This window comes from Fructilactobacillus sp. X3R2C1, from assembly GCF_059901235.1.
Window position 1 is genome coordinate 15,223 of record NZ_JBWXVA010000002.1, and the last position, 21,390, is coordinate 36,612.

At 37.8% G+C, this 21,390-nt stretch carries 22 protein-coding genes; 21 read left to right on the top strand and 1 reads right to left on the bottom strand.

Going from position 1 to position 21,390, the window contains the following annotated elements:
* Nucleotides 1–17: 17 nt before the first annotated feature.
* A complete protein-coding gene (locus tag AC6UDB_RS02125; RefSeq protein WP_500709042.1) occupies nucleotides 18–2,411 on the top strand; it encodes an FtsK/SpoIIIE family DNA translocase in 2,394 nt (797 codons plus the stop codon).
* 49 nt (nucleotides 2,412–2,460) lie between these two features.
* On the opposite strand, the gene AC6UDB_RS02130 is transcribed toward AC6UDB_RS02125, so the two are convergent.
* Nucleotides 2,461–2,586 (bottom strand): DUF4044 domain-containing protein, encoded by a 126-nt coding sequence (locus AC6UDB_RS02130; protein WP_500693939.1) that lies wholly within the window; start codon nucleotides 2,584–2,586, stop codon nucleotides 2,461–2,463.
* A 96-nt stretch (nucleotides 2,587–2,682) separates the two neighbouring features.
* On the opposite strand from AC6UDB_RS02130, the gene AC6UDB_RS02135 reads away from it, so the two are divergent.
* The 20 genes from AC6UDB_RS02135 to AC6UDB_RS02230 all read left to right on the top strand — a co-directional run bounded on the left by AC6UDB_RS02135 (nucleotide 2,683) and on the right by AC6UDB_RS02230 (nucleotide 21,379).
* Complete coding sequence (locus AC6UDB_RS02135; RefSeq protein WP_500709043.1) at nucleotides 2,683–3,072, top strand: DUF3397 family protein; 390 nt, start codon at nucleotides 2,683–2,685, stop codon at nucleotides 3,070–3,072.
* 133 nt (nucleotides 3,073–3,205) lie between these two features.
* Nucleotides 3,206–3,631, top strand: a complete 426-nt coding sequence (gene mraZ / locus AC6UDB_RS02140; protein ID WP_500709044.1) for a division/cell wall cluster transcriptional repressor MraZ — start codon at nucleotides 3,206–3,208, stop codon at nucleotides 3,629–3,631.
* A 16-nt stretch (nucleotides 3,632–3,647) separates the two neighbouring features.
* Entirely contained in the window at nucleotides 3,648–4,592 is a 945-nt protein-coding gene (gene rsmH, locus AC6UDB_RS02145) for a 16S rRNA (cytosine(1402)-N(4))-methyltransferase RsmH (RefSeq protein WP_500709045.1), read from the top strand.
* A 12-nt stretch (nucleotides 4,593–4,604) separates the two neighbouring features.
* A complete protein-coding gene (locus tag AC6UDB_RS02150; protein ID WP_500709046.1) occupies nucleotides 4,605–4,988 on the top strand; it encodes a cell division protein FtsL in 384 nt (127 codons plus the stop codon).
* Nucleotides 4,985–7,126: a penicillin-binding transpeptidase domain-containing protein gene (locus AC6UDB_RS02155; protein WP_500709048.1), complete on the top strand. Its 2,142-nt coding sequence runs from the start codon at nucleotides 4,985–4,987 to the stop codon at nucleotides 7,124–7,126. The genes AC6UDB_RS02150 and AC6UDB_RS02155 overlap by 4 nt, the downstream gene beginning before the upstream one ends.
* A 21-nt stretch (nucleotides 7,127–7,147) precedes the next feature.
* On the top strand, nucleotides 7,148–8,104 hold the full coding sequence (gene mraY, locus AC6UDB_RS02160) for a phospho-N-acetylmuramoyl-pentapeptide-transferase (protein ID WP_500709049.1): 957 nt from the start codon (nucleotides 7,148–7,150) through the stop codon (nucleotides 8,102–8,104).
* A gap of 24 nt (nucleotides 8,105–8,128) precedes the next feature.
* Complete coding sequence (gene murD / locus AC6UDB_RS02165) at nucleotides 8,129–9,505, top strand: UDP-N-acetylmuramoyl-L-alanine--D-glutamate ligase (RefSeq protein ID WP_500709050.1); 1,377 nt, start codon at nucleotides 8,129–8,131, stop codon at nucleotides 9,503–9,505.
* Entirely contained in the window at nucleotides 9,505–10,617 is a 1,113-nt protein-coding gene (gene murG / locus AC6UDB_RS02170; RefSeq protein ID WP_500693931.1) for an undecaprenyldiphospho-muramoylpentapeptide beta-N-acetylglucosaminyltransferase, read from the top strand. The genes murD and murG overlap by 1 nt, the downstream gene beginning before the upstream one ends.
* Nucleotides 10,618–10,629: 12 nt before the next feature.
* On the top strand, nucleotides 10,630–11,445 hold the full coding sequence (locus AC6UDB_RS02175; RefSeq protein WP_500709051.1) for a cell division protein FtsQ/DivIB: 816 nt from the start codon (nucleotides 10,630–10,632) through the stop codon (nucleotides 11,443–11,445).
* 99 nt (nucleotides 11,446–11,544) lie between these two features.
* Complete coding sequence (gene ftsA, locus AC6UDB_RS02180) at nucleotides 11,545–12,900, top strand: cell division protein FtsA (RefSeq protein ID WP_500693929.1); 1,356 nt, start codon at nucleotides 11,545–11,547, stop codon at nucleotides 12,898–12,900.
* A gap of 20 nt (nucleotides 12,901–12,920) precedes the next feature.
* Nucleotides 12,921–14,204: a cell division protein FtsZ gene (gene ftsZ / locus AC6UDB_RS02185; RefSeq protein ID WP_500693928.1), complete on the top strand. Its 1,284-nt coding sequence runs from the start codon at nucleotides 12,921–12,923 to the stop codon at nucleotides 14,202–14,204.
* Nucleotides 14,205–14,224: 20 nt separating this feature from the next.
* Entirely contained in the window at nucleotides 14,225–14,641 is a 417-nt protein-coding gene (locus tag AC6UDB_RS02190; RefSeq protein ID WP_500709052.1) for a cell division protein SepF, read from the top strand.
* A gap of 11 nt (nucleotides 14,642–14,652) precedes the next feature.
* On the top strand, nucleotides 14,653–14,928 hold the full coding sequence (locus AC6UDB_RS02195) for a YggT family protein (RefSeq protein ID WP_500693965.1): 276 nt from the start codon (nucleotides 14,653–14,655) through the stop codon (nucleotides 14,926–14,928).
* 1 nt (nucleotide 14,929) lies between these two features.
* Nucleotides 14,930–15,721, top strand: coding sequence for a YlmH family RNA-binding protein (locus tag AC6UDB_RS02200; protein WP_500699381.1), 792 nt, complete (start codon nucleotides 14,930–14,932; stop codon nucleotides 15,719–15,721).
* A gap of 11 nt (nucleotides 15,722–15,732) precedes the next feature.
* Nucleotides 15,733–16,413, top strand: a complete 681-nt coding sequence (locus AC6UDB_RS02205) for a DivIVA domain-containing protein (RefSeq protein WP_500693925.1) — start codon at nucleotides 15,733–15,735, stop codon at nucleotides 16,411–16,413.
* 209 nt (nucleotides 16,414–16,622) lie between these two features.
* Nucleotides 16,623–19,424 carry an isoleucine--tRNA ligase gene (ileS, locus tag AC6UDB_RS02210; protein ID WP_500709053.1) on the top strand — a complete coding sequence of 934 codons (2,802 nt, stop codon included), beginning with the start codon at nucleotides 16,623–16,625 and terminating at the stop codon, nucleotides 19,422–19,424.
* Nucleotides 19,425–19,474: 50 nt separating this feature from the next.
* Entirely contained in the window at nucleotides 19,475–19,678 is a 204-nt protein-coding gene (locus tag AC6UDB_RS02215; protein ID WP_500696594.1) for a cold-shock protein, read from the top strand.
* A 54-nt stretch (nucleotides 19,679–19,732) separates the two neighbouring features.
* A complete protein-coding gene (locus tag AC6UDB_RS02220) occupies nucleotides 19,733–20,278 on the top strand; it encodes an NUDIX hydrolase (RefSeq protein WP_500693922.1) in 546 nt (181 codons plus the stop codon).
* Nucleotides 20,279–20,289: 11 nt separating this feature from the next.
* A complete protein-coding gene (locus AC6UDB_RS02225; protein ID WP_500709054.1) occupies nucleotides 20,290–20,658 on the top strand; it encodes a hypothetical protein in 369 nt (122 codons plus the stop codon).
* Between the two features lie 19 nt (nucleotides 20,659–20,677).
* Nucleotides 20,678–21,379: a 5'-methylthioadenosine/adenosylhomocysteine nucleosidase gene (locus AC6UDB_RS02230; protein ID WP_500709055.1), complete on the top strand. Its 702-nt coding sequence runs from the start codon at nucleotides 20,678–20,680 to the stop codon at nucleotides 21,377–21,379.
* The last annotated feature ends 11 nt before the right edge of the window (nucleotides 21,380–21,390 follow it).

Below are 21,390 nucleotides of genomic sequence, written 5' to 3' on the forward strand. Positions count from 1 at the left end.
GCGAAGGGGTGCCTTAGTTGGCTCAACGAAAAACAAAACGTAAAACTACAAAGCGTAACATAACGAGAAAACGTCGTCCAAGAAAAAAAAGAAATTCTGTGTGGACCAAATTAAAAAACTTTTGCGGTGAAAAGAAATTAAATATTATTGGTTTGATTTTTCTATTGATAGCCGTTTTAGGATTTTTCAGCTTAGGAATGGCGGGGACCCTGTTTGCTAATGTATTTCGGTTAGTGGTTGGGAACGCCTACCAGGTTTTGGCAATTTTTTTAGGTGTTTTTGGCAGCTTGTTGCTTCTAGGAATTAAGATTCCTCGAATCGATTACCATTATATTTTGGGTTTTTTGATAGCATTTATTGGTTGGATTTTAAACTTATCCATTACCTTTTCGAATTCTTTAAATTCCCATGTTAACTTTGTGTCCACGACCTTCAATGCGTTACTTTCTGATATTACTAACGGTGTCTCTACTAGTAACGTTGGGGGTGGGATGATTGGCGCCTCATTATTATCTTTTTTCGATACCCTTATCTCGTTAGTTGGGACTTTGATCCTTGCTTACAGTTTAATGGTCGTTGGAGCGATCATCTTCTTTAAACTACCAGTTATTAAGTGGATCAAAGGCTTTTTGACTTGGTCATCTAAGTGGTTTACTGCGATTATTGCGTCATTTAATCGGGCGCACCTGAATAATCAAAAGCGACGAAATAATCGAAAATTACAAAAGCAGCAATCAGCAAAGACAAATCAGTTTCAAGATTATCTAGGACATCAAAAAGAAAATGAGAAGAACAGTTCGAAGTCTCAAGCATCCGTTAATTCACCAACTGCTCCAGTCAATAAGCCAACGGAACGTGTTGGTGTTAAACAAGATGAGAATACTCCTCACATAACGGTTGCAAGCAAGAAGCCTAAACGGAATCATTTTGATAATGAAACCAAAACGAGTTTACCAACTTTTGAAAATAATTCTTCTGGTAACCACTATCAACTTCCTTCAACTAATCTCCTTACTAAAGTGCCAGAGCAAGATCAGACTGCTGAATATAATGCGATCGATAAAAATACGAAAATTCTACAAAAGACTCTAAAGAGTTTCGGAGTTGATGCTGAGGTAAAAAATGTAAGCTTAGGACCATCGGTTACCGAATATGAGTTGCATCCAGCAATTGGTGTAAAAGTTTCTAAAATTGTCAATTTGAGTGATGATATTGCACTTGCATTAGCAGCAAAAGACATCAGGATTGAAGCACCAATTCCAGGTAAATCTTTAATTGGGATCGAAGTCCCTAATAAAGCAATTTCGACCGTTTCATTTCGGGATGTATTTGAAAATCAGACTGGTAACAACCATGGCATTCTAAATGTTCCTTTGGGTAAAAACGTTAACGGTGACGTTGTTTCTTGCGATATTACCAAGATGCCTCATTTGTTAATTGCGGGATCAACCGGAAGTGGTAAGTCGGTTGCAATTAATTCAATTCTCACTAGTATTCTTTTAAAAGCTACTCCCGACCAGGTTAAATTTATGTTAATTGACCCTAAGAAAGTTGAGTTGGGTGTTTATAATGGGATTCCTCATCTTTTAAGCCCAGTGGTTTCAGATCCTAAGAAAGCCGCTCGCGCTCTTCATAAAGTGGTTGATGAAATGGAACATCGTTATGAGATGTTTGCCCAGACAGGTCAACGTAAAATTAGTGGATATAATAAGTATATTCAAGAAAAGAATCGGATTGAAGGTACAGCTCTTCCAACTCTCCCATACATTGTAGTGGTTGTTGATGAACTAGCTGATTTAATGATGACGGTCTCAAATGAAGTGGAGAGTGCCATCATTAGACTAGCTCAGATGGGAAGAGCAGCTGGGGTTCATATGATTTTGGCAACTCAACGTCCGTCAGTTGATGTTATTACCGGATTGATTAAGGCTAATGTCCCATCAAGAATCGCTTTTGCGGTATCAAGTGGAGTTGATTCAAGAACAATTTTAGATACGAATGGAGCTGAAAAACTGCTTGGGAGGGGTGATATGTTGTATCTCCCGATCGATCAAAACATTCCAGCGCGTGTCCAAGGTTCCTTTATTTCTGATAGTGATGTTGAAAACGTGATTGATTTTGTCAAGAAACAAGCTGAGCCAGAATATGATGACTCAATGATGGTTACTGATGATGAAATTAAAGAAGAAGAAAAAGACGATGATGAGGATGATCTATTTGATGATGCTCTGAAATTTGTTGTAAAAGAACAAAAAGCCAGTACGTCGATGATTCAACGTCAGTTTCGAATTGGTTATAATCGGGCAGCTCGGATTGTTGATGATATGGAACAACGTGGGTATATTGGACCACAGCATGGAAGTAAACCTAGAGACGTCTATAAGAAGCCTTCTTCTGATGATGAAAAATAAAAAGACACTCTGAATTTGCTTCAGAATGCCCTAAAACGATATTATTAATTTACATGCCACCAAAGAAAGCAGCTGCTGATCCAGCAACCACTGATAAAATGGTTGCAATAATCATTAACCAAACAAAGATCATTAAGATCTTTTGAAACGTTGTTTTATCTTTCCATTTATTCAAAGTATCCACCACTTTCAATATTCATACTGTCACAATTCTAACTTTGAACTAAAAATATTGCAAATCACTTATTATACCTAATTTACGAGGTTAAAAATGGTCAATTATATATCTAATCTCCATTTATTAGTGGAGTCATTAATTAAGCCTTTATTACTTTTTATTATTATTGGTTTTATTATTATTTTTTTTAAGCGCATTACTAAAAATCGGATGTTTCAACGGCTGAGTGTTCTTGATTCATTTCCAATCATTGGAATTTGGTTAGTTCACGTCATTACTATGACGAGTCATGGATTTTCGTTTTTGCCATTATTCATTTTGGCTTGGATGATAATTGGGATTATCTTTTTGTTTTACCGAGTGATCGATGAAGGACAGTTGTTGCCAAAACAATTTTTAGTTAATTTTTGGCGAATAAGTGACATTTATTGGATAACTATTTTTATATTTTCTTTGATTGTAAAAATTATTATAATACACTGATATAAAAGCATTCTTGGGATTTATTTTCCGGAGTGCTTTTATTTTTTGTGGATTTTTATGGAGGCAAAGTGGTAGGAAGTGGTTTATTGTGGTAAACTAAATTTATATTTAGGGGAGAAAGGAATGATGAATTATGTTCATGGGCGAATATCGACATAACATCGATGCCAAGGGACGTCTCATCATTCCCGCTAAATTTAGAGACTTATTAGGAGATAAATTTGTCATTACTCGTGGTTTAGATGGCTGTCTTTTTGGGTATACCGAGAGTGAGTGGCAAAAAGTTCAAGATAAGATTAATGAACTACCCTTTAACAAAAAAGATGCGCGAATGTTTTCACGTTTTTTCTTTTCTGCGGCCACTGAATGTGATATTGATAAGCAAGGCCGAGTCAATATCCCGACTGCGCTTTGTAAGTATGCCAACCTGACTAAAAACTGTGTTTTGGCTGGAGTATCGACTAGGTTTGAAATTTGGGATGCTTCTAAGTGGGATAATTATACGGATGAGGCTGCAAGTGAGTTCAGCGATATTGCTGAAAATTTACTTGATGTCTAACTTGAGGTGAATATTAATGTCTACGTTTAAACATCAAACGGTTTTATTAAATGAGGCTATTCGTGGTCTGGATGTTAAGCCCAATGGAATCTATGTTGATTGTACTCTTGGAGGTGGAGGCCATAGTTCTAAGATCTTGTCGGAACTAAAAAAGGGTCATTTATACGCTTTTGATCAAGATCAAGTTGCTATTGATTATAATCAAACCCATTTAGAAAAGTTCTTAAAAGATAATGAAATCACTTTTATTCATGATAATTTTAGAAATTTTAAACGTGACTTGAAACGTTATGATGTCGTTGGAATTGATGGGGTTGTCTATGATTTAGGAGTTTCTTCACCACAATTGGATGATGCCAAGCGGGGCTTTAGTTATCAAAAGGATGCTCGTCTTGATATGCGGATGGATCAAAGAAATGATCTAGATGCTTGGGAAGTTATTAATCACTGGTCGTATGAAAAGTTAGTGAAAATTTTTTATCGTTATGGTGAGGAAAAATTTTCTAAGCAAATTGCTCGTAGTATTGAAAAAAATAGAGCTGATCATCCAATTGATACTACAAGTCAGTTAGCTGAAATCATTAAGGATGCCATTCCAGCTCCAGCACGAAGACATGGTGGTAACCCAGCTAAGCGCGTTTTTCAAGCCGTACGAATTGCCGTTAATGATGAGTTAGGCGCTTTAGAAGATTCACTTGAGCAGGCGTTGGACATGTTAAATGTTCATGGTCGGATTAGTGTAATCACGTTTCAATCGCTTGAAGATCGTTTGGTAAAGGGGATTTTTAAAGAAAAAACCACCATTCAAGATTTACCCCATGATTTACCGGTCATACCGGATTCAATTCAACCAAAGTTTAAAATGGTCCAAAGAAAACCAATTTTACCCAGTGCTGATGAACTTAGTCAAAATCATCGATCGCACAGTGCCAAACTCAGAATCATTGAGAAAATTAAATAGGAGGTGGGAACTTTGGCACAAAATGGTCTAGCAAAAAAAGAATATTCAAATGGAAACGCGTATGAAACATATCGAAGAAATCAGATCAATTCAAAGCGTGTTACTACTCCCCAAAGAGAACATAAGTTCAGTCCTAAGCTGGAAATTACAATTTTAGTAGTTGGATGTGCGATGATATTCTTAATGTCGGTCGCATTGGTTTGGACAAGAATTTCACTTTCAGGGGCCGAGCAAACGTTGCAAGATACTGAGAGTCGATCAACAAGAATACATAATACCAATATCGGACTTAAGCAACAGATTGATGAACTTCAAAGTAGTTCACGTTTAGATAAGGTTGCTAAAGGATCGGGATTAAAACTTTCAAATGATCAAATAAGGAACGTCACAAAATGAATAAAAAACAAGAGCAGATAAAAAATCGGAAAAATGCGATTGCTAATCGAAAAAAATTTGGGATGTATTTTCGGATTTTAGTAATTGTAGTTTTCCTGTTGATTTTCGGCTTTTTTTTTAAAAAAGCAATTTTCAAAAGTGCGAATCACGTTAATTTGGCGCAGCAAACAAAGAGTTTGTATGCCCAAACTAACGTGATTAAGTCTAAACGTGGAACCATCTATGATAACAATAACCAAGCGTTGGCTGAGGATACCAGTACTTACTCGATTTATGCTATTTTAAACAAGTCGCAAAAGACTAAAGATGATAAACCAGATTACGTGACTAATCCTGAAAAAACCGCTCGGATCCTTTCTGAAAACTTGCCGATTAGTTACAAAGAGGCCCTTAAGACCCTTAAACCAAAGAAACAAGCCTTTCAGGTTGAATTTGGAAATCCGGGAAAAAACATTTCTTTAGTTGATAAACAAAAAATTGTTTCTCATCATTTGCCCGGCATCAAATTTGTTCAACAACAGAGTCGATTATATCCAAATGGGGTCTTTGCATCTCACATTGTTGGGTTGGCTTCTCCAGTTACCAATAACAAGACTAAGGAAACAAACTTAGTGGGACAAATGGGCCTTGAAAAGTCATTTAATAAAGTTCTGAGTGGGAAAAATGGGTATGAAGAAGTAAGACATGATAATTATGGTTACGAAGTACCTGATGATAATAAAAAAGAACGACCAGTGGTTAACGGGAATAGTGTTCATACCACAATTGATTCTCGATTAGAATTTCTACTTGAAAACCAGATGAGTGAGGTACAATCACAGGTTCATCCAAAGAGTATGAATGCCATGCTGATTGATGCTAAGACTGGGAAAGTTTTAGCCGCTGCTCAACGACCAACTTTCAATGCTACAACTGGCAAGGGATTAGGTGGAATTTGGCGGAATACATTAACCCAAGATGCTTTTGAGCCAGGTTCAACCATGAAGATTTTTACGCTAGCCGCTTCAATTGATAGTGGTAATTTCCATGGAAATGAGCGCTATCTATCAGGTAAATATGATATTGATGGTAAGATTGTGCCAGATTGGCTACCAACAGGATGGGGAATGATCACTTATAATAAGGGATTTGCCTTGTCTAGTAACGTTGCCATGGCACATTTGGAACAACAGATGGGGCCAAATACTTGGAAAGATTACATTAATCGATTCCAGTTTCTGAAGAATACTAATTCAGTTTTTGGTGATGATGATTCGGGGAATATGCAATTTAAGTTACCAATTGAACAGGCTAATACTGCCTTTGGTCAAGGTATTCAAGTAACTGCCTTGCAGATGGTACAAGCTATGACTTCAGTTGCTAATAACGGCAAAATGATCAAGCCAAGGTTTGTTGATGATATAACCAATGATCACAATAAGGTGGTTAAGAATTATAAGGAAGAAACGTTGGGACATCCCATTAAACCCTCAACTGCTAAAGCTGTTCGAAAGCATATGGAAGATGTTGTTTATAAGCCATATGGGATCGGTCAAGATTACAAGATTCCTGGATATCGAGTAGCTGCAAAGACTGGTACTGCTCAGGTAAGTAATGGATCTGGCGGTTATGAGAATGGTGACGATAGTTACTTGTATTCGGTTGCTGGAATGGTACCTTCTTCAAACCCAAGATACATTATGTACGTAAGTATGAAACAACCCACTTTAAATGGTGGAAAGACCGCTACCCAATTGATGGCGCAAATCTTCAATCCAGTTATGCAGCGGGCATTAACCCAAAATACAGCTGATGATGCGCAAGTTCCAGATGTCGTTAGTCAAAAGACTGATGTGGCTAAAGAGCAACTTAGTAAAAGTCATCTGGAGCCAATCGTGATTGGTGATGGTGACACGGTTACTAAGCAAAGTCCAACGGCGATCGGTGCTGGTTCAGGAGATAATCACGTTATTTTGATAACTAGTGGAGTATTAAAGATGCCTAGTCTTAAAGGTTGGAGCGAAAAAGACGTTCAAACGCTTAGTGATCAATTGGGTATCAAATTAAATACCAGCGGTAAAGGAAAAGTAGAAAGTCAGGGTATCAATGTAGGTCAAAGAATTACCCCCAAAACTACGTTGACAGTTAAATTAAAATAAATTTTGAGAGGATGAAAAGTGATGGATTGGTTAATTCCACTAATTGGAGGATTTATTATTACACTGGGACTAACGCCAGTATTAATAAGTTATTTTAGATCAAAGCATGAAGGTCAGATGATCAGGGAGGAAGGTCCCAGCTGGCATGAAAGTAAGAGTGGAACGCCCACAATGGGAGGATTAGGTTTCATAATTGCAATCGTCATTACGTGCTTGATCTATGGATTAGTAGTTAGCCAATTGAAGTCAACGCTGCTCATTTTAATCTTTGTTCTTGTGTTTTATGGACTAATTGGGATGTGGGATGACTCAATTAAACTGTTTAAGCGTCAAAATGAAGGATTTAAAGCTTGGCAAAAGTTCTTGCTTCAAGTCATTGGAGCGCTGGTGTTTGCTTGGGTTTACTATGCTGATGGATTTCCAATGTCAATTCGCTTTTTTAACCTCGGCGAGATCCCATTAGGCTATTTCTATGTTTTGTTTATCATTTTTTGGCTAGCAGGCTTTTCTAACGCCGTTAACCTCACGGATGGGTTGGATGGATTGGTAAGTGGACTATCAATTATAGCCTTTGGAGCGTATGCCGTTGTCGCTCATTTTCAACACCAGTTTGAAGTTGAAATGTTTTGCATGGCAGTTGCGGGTGCGCTTATCGCGTTTCTGCTTTTTAATCACAAGCCTGCTAAAATCTTTATGGGTGACATGGGTTCTTTAGCACTAGGTGGCGCTTTAGCTGCCGTTTCAATTTTGCTTCATCATGAACTTTCGTTATTATGGGTTGGATTGGTATTCGTTGTTGAAACTGCCAGTGTCATCTTACAAGTTACATCATTTAAACTAACTGGAAAAAGAATCTTTAAGATGACCCCCATTCACCATACTTTTGAGATGATGGGATGGAGTGAATGGAAGATTGATATTATCTTTTGGCTAGTAGGTTTGTTTACTGCAATCACTGGCGTTATTACAATGATTTAATTTTTAGGGAGCTTAATTTTAATTATGAAAAACGTGGACAATTATAAAGATAAAAATATTTTAGTTTTTGGGGCTGGAATGAGTGGAACCAATGCTGCTAAACTATTGGTTAAGTTGGGAGCAAATGTCACTTTAACCGATGCAAAGCCAGCTGATCAAATTAAAGAATACGATGAATTAAAAGCGGATGGTGTAAGAGTAGTAGCAGGTGAGTCACCTCTTTCCCTATTAGATGGAATTGATCTGATGGTCAAGAATCCTGGCATTCCATACGATAATGATTTGGTTAAGGCTGCTCAAGATAAAAACATTCCGATCATTGTGGAATTGGAACTTGCAGCAGAAATCTCAGATGCTCCAATTGTGGGAGTCACTGGTAGTAATGGGAAAACTACCACTACCACTATGATCACTAAAATGTTGCAAGCGGGTAAAAAAGACGGAACGGCCCTAGATGGGGGAAATATTGGAATTCCCGCCACTAAAGTGGCTCAAGAAGTTAATAAGAACGATGTCTTAGTATTAGAAATTTCGAGTTTTATGTTACTGGGGACTCCAAAAATTCACCCGCATATTGCTGTCATCACTAATATTTTTTCCAACCATTTGGATTACCACAAAACACGTGAAAATTATGTAAATGCTAAGATGCAGATTACTAAAAATCAAACCAAAGATGATTTTCTTATCATGAATTTTGATAGTGCTGAATGGCGAGAATTAAGCAAACGTAGTCAAGCTCAAATCGTTCCGTTTTCACTCACTGATAAGTACAAAAATGGAGCTTACGTTTCTGAGGGCAATATTTACTTTAAAGATGAATTTATCATACATGAAAAGGACATTCGGGTTCCGGGTGAACAAAACGTTCAAAATGCCTTAGCCGCAATTGCGGTAGCTAAACTGTATAAGATCTCTACTGAAGCGATTGTTTCAGTATTAAAGAATTTTGGTGGAGTTAGACATCGTGTTCAATATGTTTTAACTGCTGACGATCGTGAGTTTTATAATGATTCTAAGGCAACCGACATTGAGGCCACCCAAATGGCTTTAAGAGGGTTTGATGAACCGATCATTTTGTTAGCAGGTGGATTAGATCGTGGCTATACCTTTGATAAACTGGTTCCTGATTTTAAATCTAATTTAGCTGGAATTGTTTTGTTTGGCGAGACCGCCGACTTGTTAGAAGATGCTGCCAAAAAAGCTGGTGTTCCACAAATTAAAAAAGTTAGAGACCTTGATGAAGCCGTACCGGAAGCGATTAAAATGAGTAGACCAGGAGATATCATATTGTTGTCACCGGCTAATGCAAGTTGGGACCAATTTGCCACTTATCGTGATCGTGGTGATGAATTCATCAAAGACGTTGAGAAGCTAACTGGGAAAAAGGAGACTAAATAATGAGAATGATTGTATCCGGGGGAGGAACTGGTGGACATATTTATCCGGCGCTTGCCCTAATTGACGCGTTAAAAGCTCAAAAGCCTCATTCAGAGGTTTTGTACGTTGGGTCCGATCGCGGATTGGAAGGTAAAATTGTTCCAGAAAAGGGAATTAAATTTGATGCCTTAAAAATTCAAGGATTCAAACGGAAGTTGTTTAGTCTGTATAACTTTAAAACGATCTGGTTGTTTTTAAAAAGTGTCCAAGAATCAAAAAAAATCATTAAAAAGTTTAAACCAGATGTTGTGGTCGGAACCGGCGGGTATGTTTGTGGAGCCGTGGTATATGCTGCAGCTAAGTTAGGAATTCCTACCGTTATTCATGAGCAAAATAGTGTTGTTGGTCTCACTAATCGTTTTTTGAGTCGTTATGTAGATGAAATTGCCATTGCTTTTGACGATGCCCGAAAACAGTTTCCCGAAAATAAAGTTGTTTTCACTGGCAATCCACGGGCACAGCAGGTTGCTAATATGAAAAGCGACTTTAAGTGGAGTGAGTTTGGTTTAAAAGATGATGTTCCGACGGTTTTGATATTTGGTGGAAGTCAGGGTGCACTAAAGATTAATTCATCAGCGGTAGAAGCGATCCCTGAATTTGACCGACGAAAATACCAAGTTGTTTTTGTTACCGGCCAGAAGCGATATCAAGGGGTTAAAAATGATTTAAAAAACGTTAAAATTAACGATAATATTGCCGTTTTACCTTATATTTCAAATATGCCAGCGGTTCTGCCTAAAGTTGATTTAATTGTTGGACGTGCTGGTGCCACTAGTATTGCAGAAATAACTGCCATTGGAATTCCGGCCATTTTAATTCCAAGTCCCTATGTTACGGCGGATCATCAAACTAAGAACGCAATGAGTCTCGTAAAAAATAATGCCGCTATGATTTTGACTGAAAAAGATTTGAATGGGCAATCTTTAGTGACAAAAGTCGATTCTTTAATGCATAACACCGAATTAAGAAAGCAAATGGCTACTAACTCATATGACATGGGAGTTCGTGATGCTGCTGATAAACTTTTAGGCGTTTGTGATCAGGCAATTGAGAAGCATCATAAAAAAGCTTAACGGGTGATCTTAATGAAAACTAGCGATAATGATTCCAATTCATCAGGTCGGTTGGAAAGGTATCAGGAGAGAAAACAAAGGAAGAATAGTCGATATCGAGTCGGACACAAAATTCCTGGGATTAGAAAGCAACAGCGCAAGCAATTAATTAGAGGTTTTTTGCCGATCCTATTATTGTTTATAGTAGTAGCTTTAGTTTCGCTTTATTTGGTACTGCCATACAGTCGGGTTTCATCGATTAACATTCAAACTAATCATCAACTCAAGGGCGAAAACATTAAAGATCAGATTCCATTTCAAGTCGGGGATTCGCTGATAATGGTAAAGAGAAACGAAGCTAAAGCCCAAAGTTATGTGTTAACTCATAATGCGCAGGTTAAACACGTTGATTTTTCTTTTAAAAAGCATAATCAATTAATGGTGAAGGTAGATGGATATTCGAATCCGGAGTACATTTTTAAAGCCGGAAAGTATTATCCCGTCTACCCATCAGGTCATATCTCCGATGAAGCAGTGAAAATTAATGATCCTAGCGCTGTCTGCATTGTTTCTGGATTTAAACAGGGCAATGAAATTAGGAATGTGTTAAGACAATATAAAAAAATTAGTCCATCAATTAGGAATCAGATTAAAGAGTTAAAAAATGCTAATACTAAAAGTAATCCGGAGCGAGTTCAGATTTTGATGAAAGATGGAAATGAGATTTACGTCAAAATCAGTACCATGGCAAATAAAATGGCTTACTATCCTGCAATTGCTAAGGACCTAAAACAAAAGAGCGTGGTTAACATGGAGGTGGGGGCATACTCCTATCCTTTGGGGAAATGAGGGCTCTTTATTAACGTTCGTCATGTGTGTTAAAATTAAGTGAGATTATGGTATATTGGATCATCTTTTTCAATAGACCCTATATGGAGGTTCCAGATAATGAACGATTCAAATATGTACATTGGTTTAGATATTGGAACTACTTCGATTAAAGTGATTGTAGCTGAGAAGGCTAACGGTCAAATGAATGTAATCGGAGTTGGTAATGAAAAATCAACTGGTGTTAGTCGTGGAGTTATTGTTGATATTGATAAGGCGTCAAATGCTATTGAACGAGCTGTTAGTCAGGCTGAGGAAAAGGCAAGTGTCAAAATTAGCAATGTAATTGTGGGCATCCCGGCTGATCAGATTAAAATTGATAAATGTTCTGGGATGATTGAGCTCCCCGACCAGTCTGAGGAAATCACAAACGATGATGTTGTGGATGTGTCTGAGTCTGCTATTGATACTAACCTTCCACCCGAACGTGAAGTGATCGATTTAACTCCAGATGAATTCATGGTAGACGGTTTTGACGGTATTCAAGATCCAAGAGGGATGGTTGGAAATCGTTTGAAAATGAATGGTCGAATGATTAGTGGTCCTAAGACTATTATTCATAATATTAAAAAGGCCGTTACTAATGCTGGTTTGAATATTGAAGCATTGGTTGTCGATCCCCAGGCTGAAGGAAAATATATTTTAAGTGAATCAGAGCAAGAGTTTGGAACAATATTGATTGACCTAGGTGGAGGACAATCAACGGTTGCGGTTATTCATGACTTTGAACTCAAATACGCCAATGTTGATCTTGAGGGTGGACAATACATAACTAAAGATATTTCTTCAGTATTAAACACTTCTGCCGCTAACGCTGAAAAGTTGAAACGGGGATATGGATATGCTGATGTTGATCAAGCTAGTGAAGATAATGAGTTTCCAGTCGAAGTTGTTGGCCAAGGACAACCAGTTAATGTAAGTGAAAAATTATTAGCTGAAATTATCGAAGCACGAATCGATCAAATCTTTGGCAGACTCAAAGATGATCTTGATGGAATTGATGCACTAAGTCTCCCTGGTGGGATTGTGCTAACTGGCGGGGTATCCTCTATGCCAGGAATTGCTGAATTAGCCGCTAATACCTTTGGCGTTAATGTCAGAGTTTATATTCCTGATCAAATTGGTTTAAGACACCCCTCACTATCGTTAGCATTATCATTAGTTAATTATGGTGGTAATTTAAGTCAAATTGAACGTTTAGTACGTTCAGCATTTGACCATGGTGAGTTCGCCTATGATGACAACGGAAATGCCAGAGAAATTGAACCTCGATCTGAACCAAGCATATCTGGATCCATTCCCTTTAAGCAAAAACGTCAGAATAAAACGGCAAAAAAGAAACGTGAAAAGAAACCAAAGAGTGATAAGAATTTAGGCGAAAAATTAAGTGGCATTGTACACCACTTTTTCGAGTAACGCGGGGGTATTTATAAAATATGGACTATTCAATGGATGCAAATAAAAATAATGGTGCAACAATTAAGGTTATTGGAGTTGGTGGCGGTGGTGGAAATGCCGTTAATCGAATGATCGAAGAAGGCGTTAAAGGGGTCGAATTTATTGCCGCTAACACCGACCTACAGGCTTTAGGAAGTTCTAAAGCAGAAACTAAGATTAATCTTGGACCCAAGCTCACCAAGGGACTAGGAGCCGGTTCAAATCCAGAAGTTGGATCAAAAGCAGCTGAAGAAAGTGAAGAAGCCATTACTGATGCCTTACACGATGCTGACATGGTGTTTGTTACATCAGGAATGGGTGGTGGAACTGGAACTGGGGCAGCTCCGATTGTTGCCAAGATCGCTAAAGATGCTGGTGCATTGACAGTTGGGGTTGTGACTCGTCCCTTCGTTTTTGAGGGACCAAAACGTGATCATAACGCTACTGAAGGAATTGAAGCCCTTAAGCAAAACGTTGATACTTTAGTGGTGGTTTCAAATAACCGCTTGTTAGATATGGTTGATAAAAAAACTCCAATGATGGAAGCCTTTAAGGATGCTGATGACGTTTTACGTCAGGGCGTTCAGGGAATCACTGATTTGATTACTAGTCCTGGGGTTGTTAATTTGGATTTTGCTGATGTAACAAGTGTAATGCAGAATCAAGGATCCGCTCTTATGGGAGTGGGTGCAGCAACCGGCGAAAACCGAACGGAAGAAGCAACTAAGAAAGCCATTAATTCGCCATTATTGGAAGTTTCAATCGACGGAGCCCAACAAGTCTTGCTGAATGTAACTGCCGGACCAGAGTTATCACTTGCTGAGGCACAAGATGCCGCCAATATCGTATCTGATGCAACGTCAAATGATGTTAATATCTTCTTTGGAACCTCAATTGATGAAAATATGGGTGATGAAGTTAAAGTTTCGGTAGTTGCAACTGGGATTCAGACTGGAGATCCAGACCGTTCTGCTAGCCCAGCACTAACTAGGAAGAATCGTTCGAGTACCTTTGCTAGTCCCAAGACTGATAATGCTACTAAAGATAATTCAGCTGATTCTAGTAATGATGATCCGCTTCACAACTGGGACATTAGTGATAACCAAAACGAAGTTAGAAATGCTGATTCATCAGATAATGACAAGTTTTCGAACGTGGAAAAGCAAGACTTTGAACCATTTGAAGCTGGAAATAATTCTGATTCAAATAATAATGATAGTGGAAACGACAATGATGATGTCCCTCCATTCTTCAGATATCGGAACCGAAATAATAAGCAATAGTATTCGGAGAGGAGCTAGTAATGTCATATAATTTTAAGCGTTTTTTTGGTCTCGATGATAATAACGAGACTTATGAAGACGACGACCCAAACCAAAATAATGTTGATAGCGTTCGATCTGTAAAAAATAATCCGCGTAAGGTCGTATCAATGAGTAAAAGTGATATTTCTAATAGTAAAATTGCTGTTATGGAACCCCGAATTTATGCTGACGCAAAAAGTATTGCCAGTAAATTAATTGGTGGGAATGCTGTAATTGTTAAAATGGACGGGGTTAGTAATGAGTCCGTCAAAAGAATCGTTGATTTTTTAAATGGGACTATTTACGCTATTGATGGAAAAATAAGACGAATTGATGAGAAAATTTTTCTCTGTGCTCCTAACAATTTTGATATTGATGGCGCAATGGACGAAAAGTTCAATAGTAGGTTAGGATGATTTAATTGGTAATGGTAATTACTTGGATTGCACAGATTATTAATTATGCAATTCAGATTTATATGTTGGCAATCGTAATCGATGCTTTACTGACATGGTTTCCAGGTGCCTCACAATCTCGATTTGGCCAGTTTTTGGGTCGGATCGTGAATCCCTTTTTAGATTACTTTAATTTTGCTCACATTGGGATGTTAGGATTTGGGCCAATATTGGCCTTAGTTGTACTTCAACTTTTACAGTTTGGGGTAACCTACATTGGAAATATTATCATAAGTTTGGTCGCATAAAATGGGTGTTGAAAAAAATATTGAACAACATTTTAGAAAATCCGAATTACCGTTCCTTCAAACTGCAAGTGATTGGATTGATAGTGCGAATTCTGAGTATCGTCCAGTTCTTACTAGTTTTCTCAACTCAAGGGAGTGCTATTTACTTCAGACTTTGGTAAATCGTTATCCTAGTTTGAAGCTGTTGACGTTTGGTGGATATCAAAATGCTGAGATGAAACGAGGTCTGATTTATCCAGACTATTTTGTGCCGAAGTTTGATGATTATGAATTATCATTAATTGAGATTCAATATCCTGAAAAATTTGCGTCTATCCATCACAATCAAGTTCTTGGAAGTTTGATGGGAAGTGGAATTGAACGCAAAGTTCTCGGCGATATTTTGACCGACGGAGAACGTTGGCAATTTATTTGTGAGAATGAAATGGCTAAGTATTTGATAAGATCAGTTGATCGTATTGGTAAAGTAAAGGTTGATTTAAGCCAAATTAATTTTAGTCAAATTGTTCAGCAAAAAGATGACTGGATAGTAGATTTTGTTACTTTACCATCATTTCGTTTGGACGTTGTTATTTCGATTGGTTTTCATATCTCTAGAAGTATGGCTAAAGGTTTAATTGAACACGAAAAGGTTCGTTTAAATTGGTTTGAGTTTACTAAACCAAATTATGAAATTAAAGTTTCTGATATGATTTCTGTCAGAGGATACGGTAGAATAAAGGTAGTGGGATACAATGGCCACTCGAAAAAGGGAAAATTAAAAGCTGAGTTAAACGTAATAAAAAATAAATGAGGAGGGATATTATGACGCTAACGGCTCAAGATATTCATGATAAAAAGTTTTCACTAAAAATGAGAGGATACAGCATTGATGAAGTCAATGACTTTTTAGATCAACTCACTAAAGATTACCAAATTCTGCAAGATGAGAATGAGGAGCTTAAAAGATCATTAAAGAAAACCAAAAAAGACCTCACTTACTATGATGACCTAAAGAATTCTTTGAACCAATCGATTTTAGTTGCCCAAGAAGCAGCTGATAAGGTTAAAAAGGATGCAGAAAGTGATGCAAATGAAATCAAACAAAAGGCTCAAGAGCAAGCCGATTCTATTTTAACTGAAGCTACTGCTCAATCAAATGAAATCATGGGTAACACTTCGAAACAGGCTCAAAGTCTTTCGATTGCGACTGATGATTTTAGAAATAGTGTGAAGGATTTCCGTCAAAAGATGATTGGAATGCTTAAAAGTCAGTTAGACTTTGCCCAGAGTGAAGATTGGAATAAATTACTCGATTCAAGTAATTTTAGCAATTATGATGAGATTCAAGATGCTGTGAAGAATCTTGACAAGCAGGCTATTGGCAGTGTAAACTCATCTAGTAATGATTCTTCAAAGGGTGATCAATTTGTTGTGGAGTCGGTTTCAGGACCATACACGGATCCGACAGTTGAAATTTATCCCAATGATAAGCTACATAAATAATGATAGATTGAAGATAGAAAGTTGCTAATGGTCTTTTCAGCGAATTAGGGTTGGTGTGAGCCTAAAAAAGTAATTATTAGCAAAAGATCACTTCGTTAATAGTCTATGATGCAATGAGAAAATTAACGGTTGTTAATTTTGAATTTGGGTGGTACCACGAAGACTTCGTCCCTATTAGGGCGAAGTCTTTTTATTTTGAGGAGGATACTATGAGAATTAAGGATACGCTAAACTTGGGTAAAACTAAGTTTAAAATGAGAGGAAATCTTCCCGTTAAAGAGGTTGAACGGGAAAAAGTATGGGAAGATAATCAACTTTATCAACAACGGCAAAAACTGAATGAAGGCAAACCATCGTTTGTATTACACGATGGACCTCCGTATGCTAACGGTGATATCCATATGGGACACGCCATGAATAAAATCACCAAAGACATTATTGTTCGATTTAAATCCATGAATGGATACCGTGCTCCTTATGTTCCGGGATGGGATACTCATGGACTACCAATTGAACAGCAACTTAAAAAGAAGGGCTATAATCGCAAAGAGATGTCTACGAATGATTTTCGTAAACTTTGTCACGATTATGCCTTAAAACAAGTTGACCGCCAACGTGATGAATTCAAACGTTTAGGTGTTTCAGCGGACTGGGATAATCCATACCTTACTTTAATGCCCGAATATGAAGCGGCTGAAGTACGTGTTTTTGGTAAAATGGCTGATCGGGGCTTGATTTATAAGGGACTTAAGCCGGTAATTTGGTCTTGGTCATCGGAATCCGCACTAGCGGAAGCAGAAGTTGAGTATCATGATGTGACTTCTCCGTCGGCATTTTTTGCTGAAAAAGTGATTGATGGAAATGGAATTTTAGATGATGATACTTATATGGTTGTCTGGACTACGACGCCCTGGACGATTCCTGGTTCTGAGGGAATTACCGTTGAACCCGACTTTAACTATTCGATTATTCAACACGATGATGACCCGAAAAAATATGTTATCGGAACCGATTTACTTGATAAAGACGCAGAAATGTTCGGATGGGAAGACATCAAAACCTTAAAGACGGTCAAAGGGAAGGATTTAAACAACATTAAAGCCCAACATCCGTTTGATAAAGACCGTCAACTGGTTGTAATGAACGGCAATTTTGTTACTAATGACTCCGGAACTGGGTTAGTTCACACTGCTCCTGGATTTGGTGAGGACGACTATAACATTGGGATGGAATACGGTTTAGATGTATTTGCTCCTGTGGATGCTAAAGGATACCTTACTAAAGAAGCTGGTCCTGATTTTGAAGGTGTCTTTTATGAGGATGCTAACCAAATTGCTTTGGATAAGTTAAAAAAACAGGGACAGTTAATTCATTACATGCCTTATAAACATAGTTACCCCTTTGACTGGCGAACCAAAAAGCCGGTCATTTATCGTGCTACCCCACAGTGGTTTGCCTCAGTTGATAAGATTAGAAAAGAAATCTTGGATGCCATCGATACGGTTGGATTTAACCCTGATTGGGGACAAAAGCGACTCTATAACATGATTCGTGATCGTGGTGACTGGGTCATTTCTAGACAGCGAGTTTGGGGAGTTCCACTACCAATTTTCTATGGTGAAGATGGAGGACCAATCATTACTGATGAGACGATTGAACACGTTGCTAGTTTGTTTGGTAAATATGGCTCCGATATTTGGTTTGAAAGGGAAGCCAATGATCTTTTACCAGACGGATTTACTAGTGAGCATTCACCAAATGGTAAGTTTACCAAAGAAAATGACATTATGGATGTTTGGTTCGATTCGGGTACTTCTCATCAGGGCGTTTTGGCTGAACGCCCTGAATTGACGTATCCATCTGATCTCGTTGTTGAAGGATCCGATCAGTATCGTGGTTGGTTTAACTCTAGTCTGATTACAAGTGTTGCCTATGCCGACATTGCACCTTACAAACATGTTTTATCACAAGGATTTACCCTGGATAAAAAAGGTCACAAAATGAGTAAATCACTTGGAAATACGATCGCCCCAAGTGATGTTATCAAGCAAATGGGAGCTGACATTGTTCGTTTGTGGGTTACCACTGTTGATACTTCAGCTGACGTGCGGGTATCAATGGGTAACTTTAAGGTCGTTTCTGATAGTTATAAAAAGATCAGGAATACAATTCGGTATATGTTAGCTAATACAAGTGATTTTGATTCTGAATCAGATTCGGTTAAGTATGAAGACATGAACCCTGCTGATCAGTACATGATGCTTCGCTTGAATCAATTAATTCAAAACGTTAAAGATGCCTACAACAAGTACGACTTCATGAGTATTAATAAGGAATTACTGTCATTTATTACTAGTGACTTGTCGGCTTTCTACTTGGATTTTGCAAAAGATATTTTGTACATTGATCCTAAGAATGGTCACAGACGTCGTTCGATGCAAACAGTTTTGTACGAGGTCTTAGTTGCTTTAACGAAATTAATGACTCCAATCATCCCCCACACGACCGAAGAAATTTGGAATTTCTTAAATGAACCAGAAGAGTTTGTTCAATTGGCTGAAATGCCAGAAGTTAAGCACTTTGACAATGAAGATGAAATCAGGCATCAGTGGGATCAATTTATGAAGTTGAGAAAGAACGTGTTGAAAGCCATGGAACTGGCTCGAGATAGTAAAGTCATTGGTAAACCGTCTGAAGCTAAATTGACTTTGTATGTTGATGATGCAACTAGGAAGCTGTTTAACGATTTAGGTGTTGATATTGCCCAAATCTTGATGGTTTCTCAATTAGAAGTTAAATCAATTGATGAAGTTGACCCAGATGCAGATCGATTTGATGATAATTTAGCAATTAAAGTAGAGCATGCCAAAGGTGAGACCTGTGTTCGTTGTCGTCTCATTAAGCAGGATGTTGGTTCTGACTCAGATTACCCAGAGTTCTGTGGTCGTTGTGCTAAGATTGTTAAAGAAGAGTTTCCAGAAACAGCAACAGACGGATTTGAAGAAAAGTAATGGAATCGGGATTTGATCCCGATTTTTTATTAACAAAGGGGTAAAACGAAATGAAAGGTACGATTAAAAGTTACGAAAGGGATAAGGGATTTGGGTACATTCAGGTTCCTAATTCTGATGATGTTTTCATGCATATTACTGGAATTATTTCTGGAAATCCAAAGCAAATTAAGCCTGGTGACCAAGTTGATTTTGTGAAAGCCATGGGACAACATGGCTTTCAGGCTGCTAAGGTGGTTTTACATCAAGATTAAAGCAATTGCATTGGGGTTATATTATGGTTAAACTATTTTTGGAAGGTGATTATTATGGATTTTGAAGAAAAAGTAATTAGTAGTAAACCGGTTTATAATGGACCAATTGCTCAAGTAGAAGAACAGCAAGTTAAGCTTCCAAATGGACAGTTAGCCTCTAGAGAGATTATTCACCACTGTAAATCAGTAGCAATGCTTGCAATCACCTCAGACAATAAAATGATTTTAGAGAAACAATGGCGCGCCCCAGCAAAACAAGTGATGATTGAAATCCCTGCAGGTAAATTGGATGATCGCGACAATGATTCACCGATTCATGCCGTTAAAAGGGAATTAAATGAAGAAGTTCGATATAACGCTAAGGAAATTAAAGAGCTTTATTCATTTTATCCATCAGTTGGAATTTCTGATGAGTATATGTATTTGTACTTAGTGGAGGGATTAACCCCAGTGAAGACAAAGTTACCTAGAGATCCTGGTGAATTTTTAGAAATTAATGAGTATACGCTAGATGAAGCCAAACAAATGATGAAAAGTGGCAAAATCATTGATGCTAAGACAATTATGGCAATCCAATACTGGGAACTGATGCAGAAATAGGCGGTCAATATATGGTAGTTAATGATAGGGAAAAAGATCGGTCTGAAATGACTAGATCTGAGTATCAGCGCATGTATGGTGATAGCGGGAGAAGAGATCCCCGTACTCGTTATGATAATGAATCAGAAAATCAAGAGACTCGGCATGCCCGTTTGAAAAAGCGAAGCTGGTTTGACCGATTGTTTCATCGTGCTAATAAGGGTCAATCCGATGAATCTTCGGGGAATTATTATACCGATCAACTGGACCCATATGAAAGAGAAAGACAAGATGCTTCGGAGTACAAACGTAAACGACTCGGAAGAAGATTGAATATCGTTATATTATTATTATTGTTATCAATTGTGCTCGTGCTAGCAATTATGAGATTCGTCGGATAATTTAGGAGAATTTAGGAAAATGAAAACATTTGGAATTATTTGTGCAATGGATGAAGAAATTAAATCTTTAAAATCAGCATTAAAAAATGAGAGAGAAAAAGATATTAATGGCATCAAGTTTTATGAAGGGACCATCGATGGTCAAAAAGTTGTCTTAGTAAAATCTGGGATTGGCAAAGTTGAAGCAGGAATTACAGCGGCTCTTTTACTTGAGAATTTTGATGTTGATGTAATCATTCATTCTGGATCAGCAGCTGGCATTGGAGAAGGACTGAGCGTTGGGGACTTAGTAATCTCTACTCAAACTGCTTATCATGACGTTGATGCTACTGCTGCAGGATATGAATACGGTCAATTACCCGGTCAGCCAGCTCGATTTGACGCTTCTAACACTTGGATTAATAAAATTACCGATGCTTCAAAAGATACCGGAATTAACCCTAAAAAGGGTTTGATTGTTACCGGAGATCAATTCATTGCTGGACAAAAAATGATCGATGAAATTCTGAAAAACTTTCCAGATGCCTTATCGGCCGAGATGGAAGGCGCTGCAGTAGGACAAGTTGCCCACCAGTTTAATATTCCGTACGTCGTTATTAGAGCGATGTCAGATGTTGGTGATGAAAACGCTAATCAGAGTTTTGACGAGTTTGTTGTTGACGCCGGGAAACGTTCAGCACAGATGCTATTAAATTTATTTAAGAATACTAAAGAAGCTTAGAGGGATGATTT

Excerpts from the sequence above, each read along its gene's own strand:
- murG (WP_500693931.1), top strand. The coding sequence starts at position 9,505 with ATGAGAATGATTGTATCCGGGGGAGGAACTGGTGGACATATTTATCCG.
- mraY (WP_500709049.1), top strand. The coding sequence starts at position 7,148 with ATGGATTGGTTAATTCCACTAATTGGAGGATTTATTATTACACTGGGA.
- AC6UDB_RS02175 (WP_500709051.1), top strand. The coding sequence starts at position 10,630 with ATGAAAACTAGCGATAATGATTCCAATTCATCAGGTCGGTTGGAAAGG.
- AC6UDB_RS02155 (WP_500709048.1), top strand. The coding sequence starts at position 4,985 with ATGAATAAAAAACAAGAGCAGATAAAAAATCGGAAAAATGCGATTGCT.
- ftsZ (WP_500693928.1), top strand. The coding sequence starts at position 12,921 with ATGGACTATTCAATGGATGCAAATAAAAATAATGGTGCAACAATTAAG.
- mraZ (WP_500709044.1), top strand. The coding sequence starts at position 3,206 with ATGTTCATGGGCGAATATCGACATAACATCGATGCCAAGGGACGTCTC.
- ftsA (WP_500693929.1), top strand. The coding sequence starts at position 11,545 with ATGAACGATTCAAATATGTACATTGGTTTAGATATTGGAACTACTTCG.
- AC6UDB_RS02205 (WP_500693925.1), top strand. The coding sequence starts at position 15,733 with ATGACGCTAACGGCTCAAGATATTCATGATAAAAAGTTTTCACTAAAA.
- ileS (WP_500709053.1), top strand. The coding sequence starts at position 16,623 with ATGAGAATTAAGGATACGCTAAACTTGGGTAAAACTAAGTTTAAAATG.
- rsmH (WP_500709045.1), top strand. The coding sequence starts at position 3,648 with ATGTCTACGTTTAAACATCAAACGGTTTTATTAAATGAGGCTATTCGT.
- AC6UDB_RS02190 (WP_500709052.1), top strand. The coding sequence starts at position 14,225 with ATGTCATATAATTTTAAGCGTTTTTTTGGTCTCGATGATAATAACGAG.
- AC6UDB_RS02220 (WP_500693922.1), top strand. The coding sequence starts at position 19,733 with ATGGATTTTGAAGAAAAAGTAATTAGTAGTAAACCGGTTTATAATGGA.
- AC6UDB_RS02225 (WP_500709054.1), top strand. The coding sequence starts at position 20,290 with ATGGTAGTTAATGATAGGGAAAAAGATCGGTCTGAAATGACTAGATCT.
- AC6UDB_RS02195 (WP_500693965.1), top strand. The coding sequence starts at position 14,653 with ATGGTAATTACTTGGATTGCACAGATTATTAATTATGCAATTCAGATT.
- AC6UDB_RS02135 (WP_500709043.1), top strand. The coding sequence starts at position 2,683 with ATGGTCAATTATATATCTAATCTCCATTTATTAGTGGAGTCATTAATT.
- murD (WP_500709050.1), top strand. The coding sequence starts at position 8,129 with ATGAAAAACGTGGACAATTATAAAGATAAAAATATTTTAGTTTTTGGG.
- AC6UDB_RS02230 (WP_500709055.1), top strand. The coding sequence starts at position 20,678 with ATGAAAACATTTGGAATTATTTGTGCAATGGATGAAGAAATTAAATCT.
- AC6UDB_RS02200 (WP_500699381.1), top strand. The coding sequence starts at position 14,930 with ATGGGTGTTGAAAAAAATATTGAACAACATTTTAGAAAATCCGAATTA.
- AC6UDB_RS02215 (WP_500696594.1), top strand. The coding sequence starts at position 19,475 with ATGAAAGGTACGATTAAAAGTTACGAAAGGGATAAGGGATTTGGGTAC.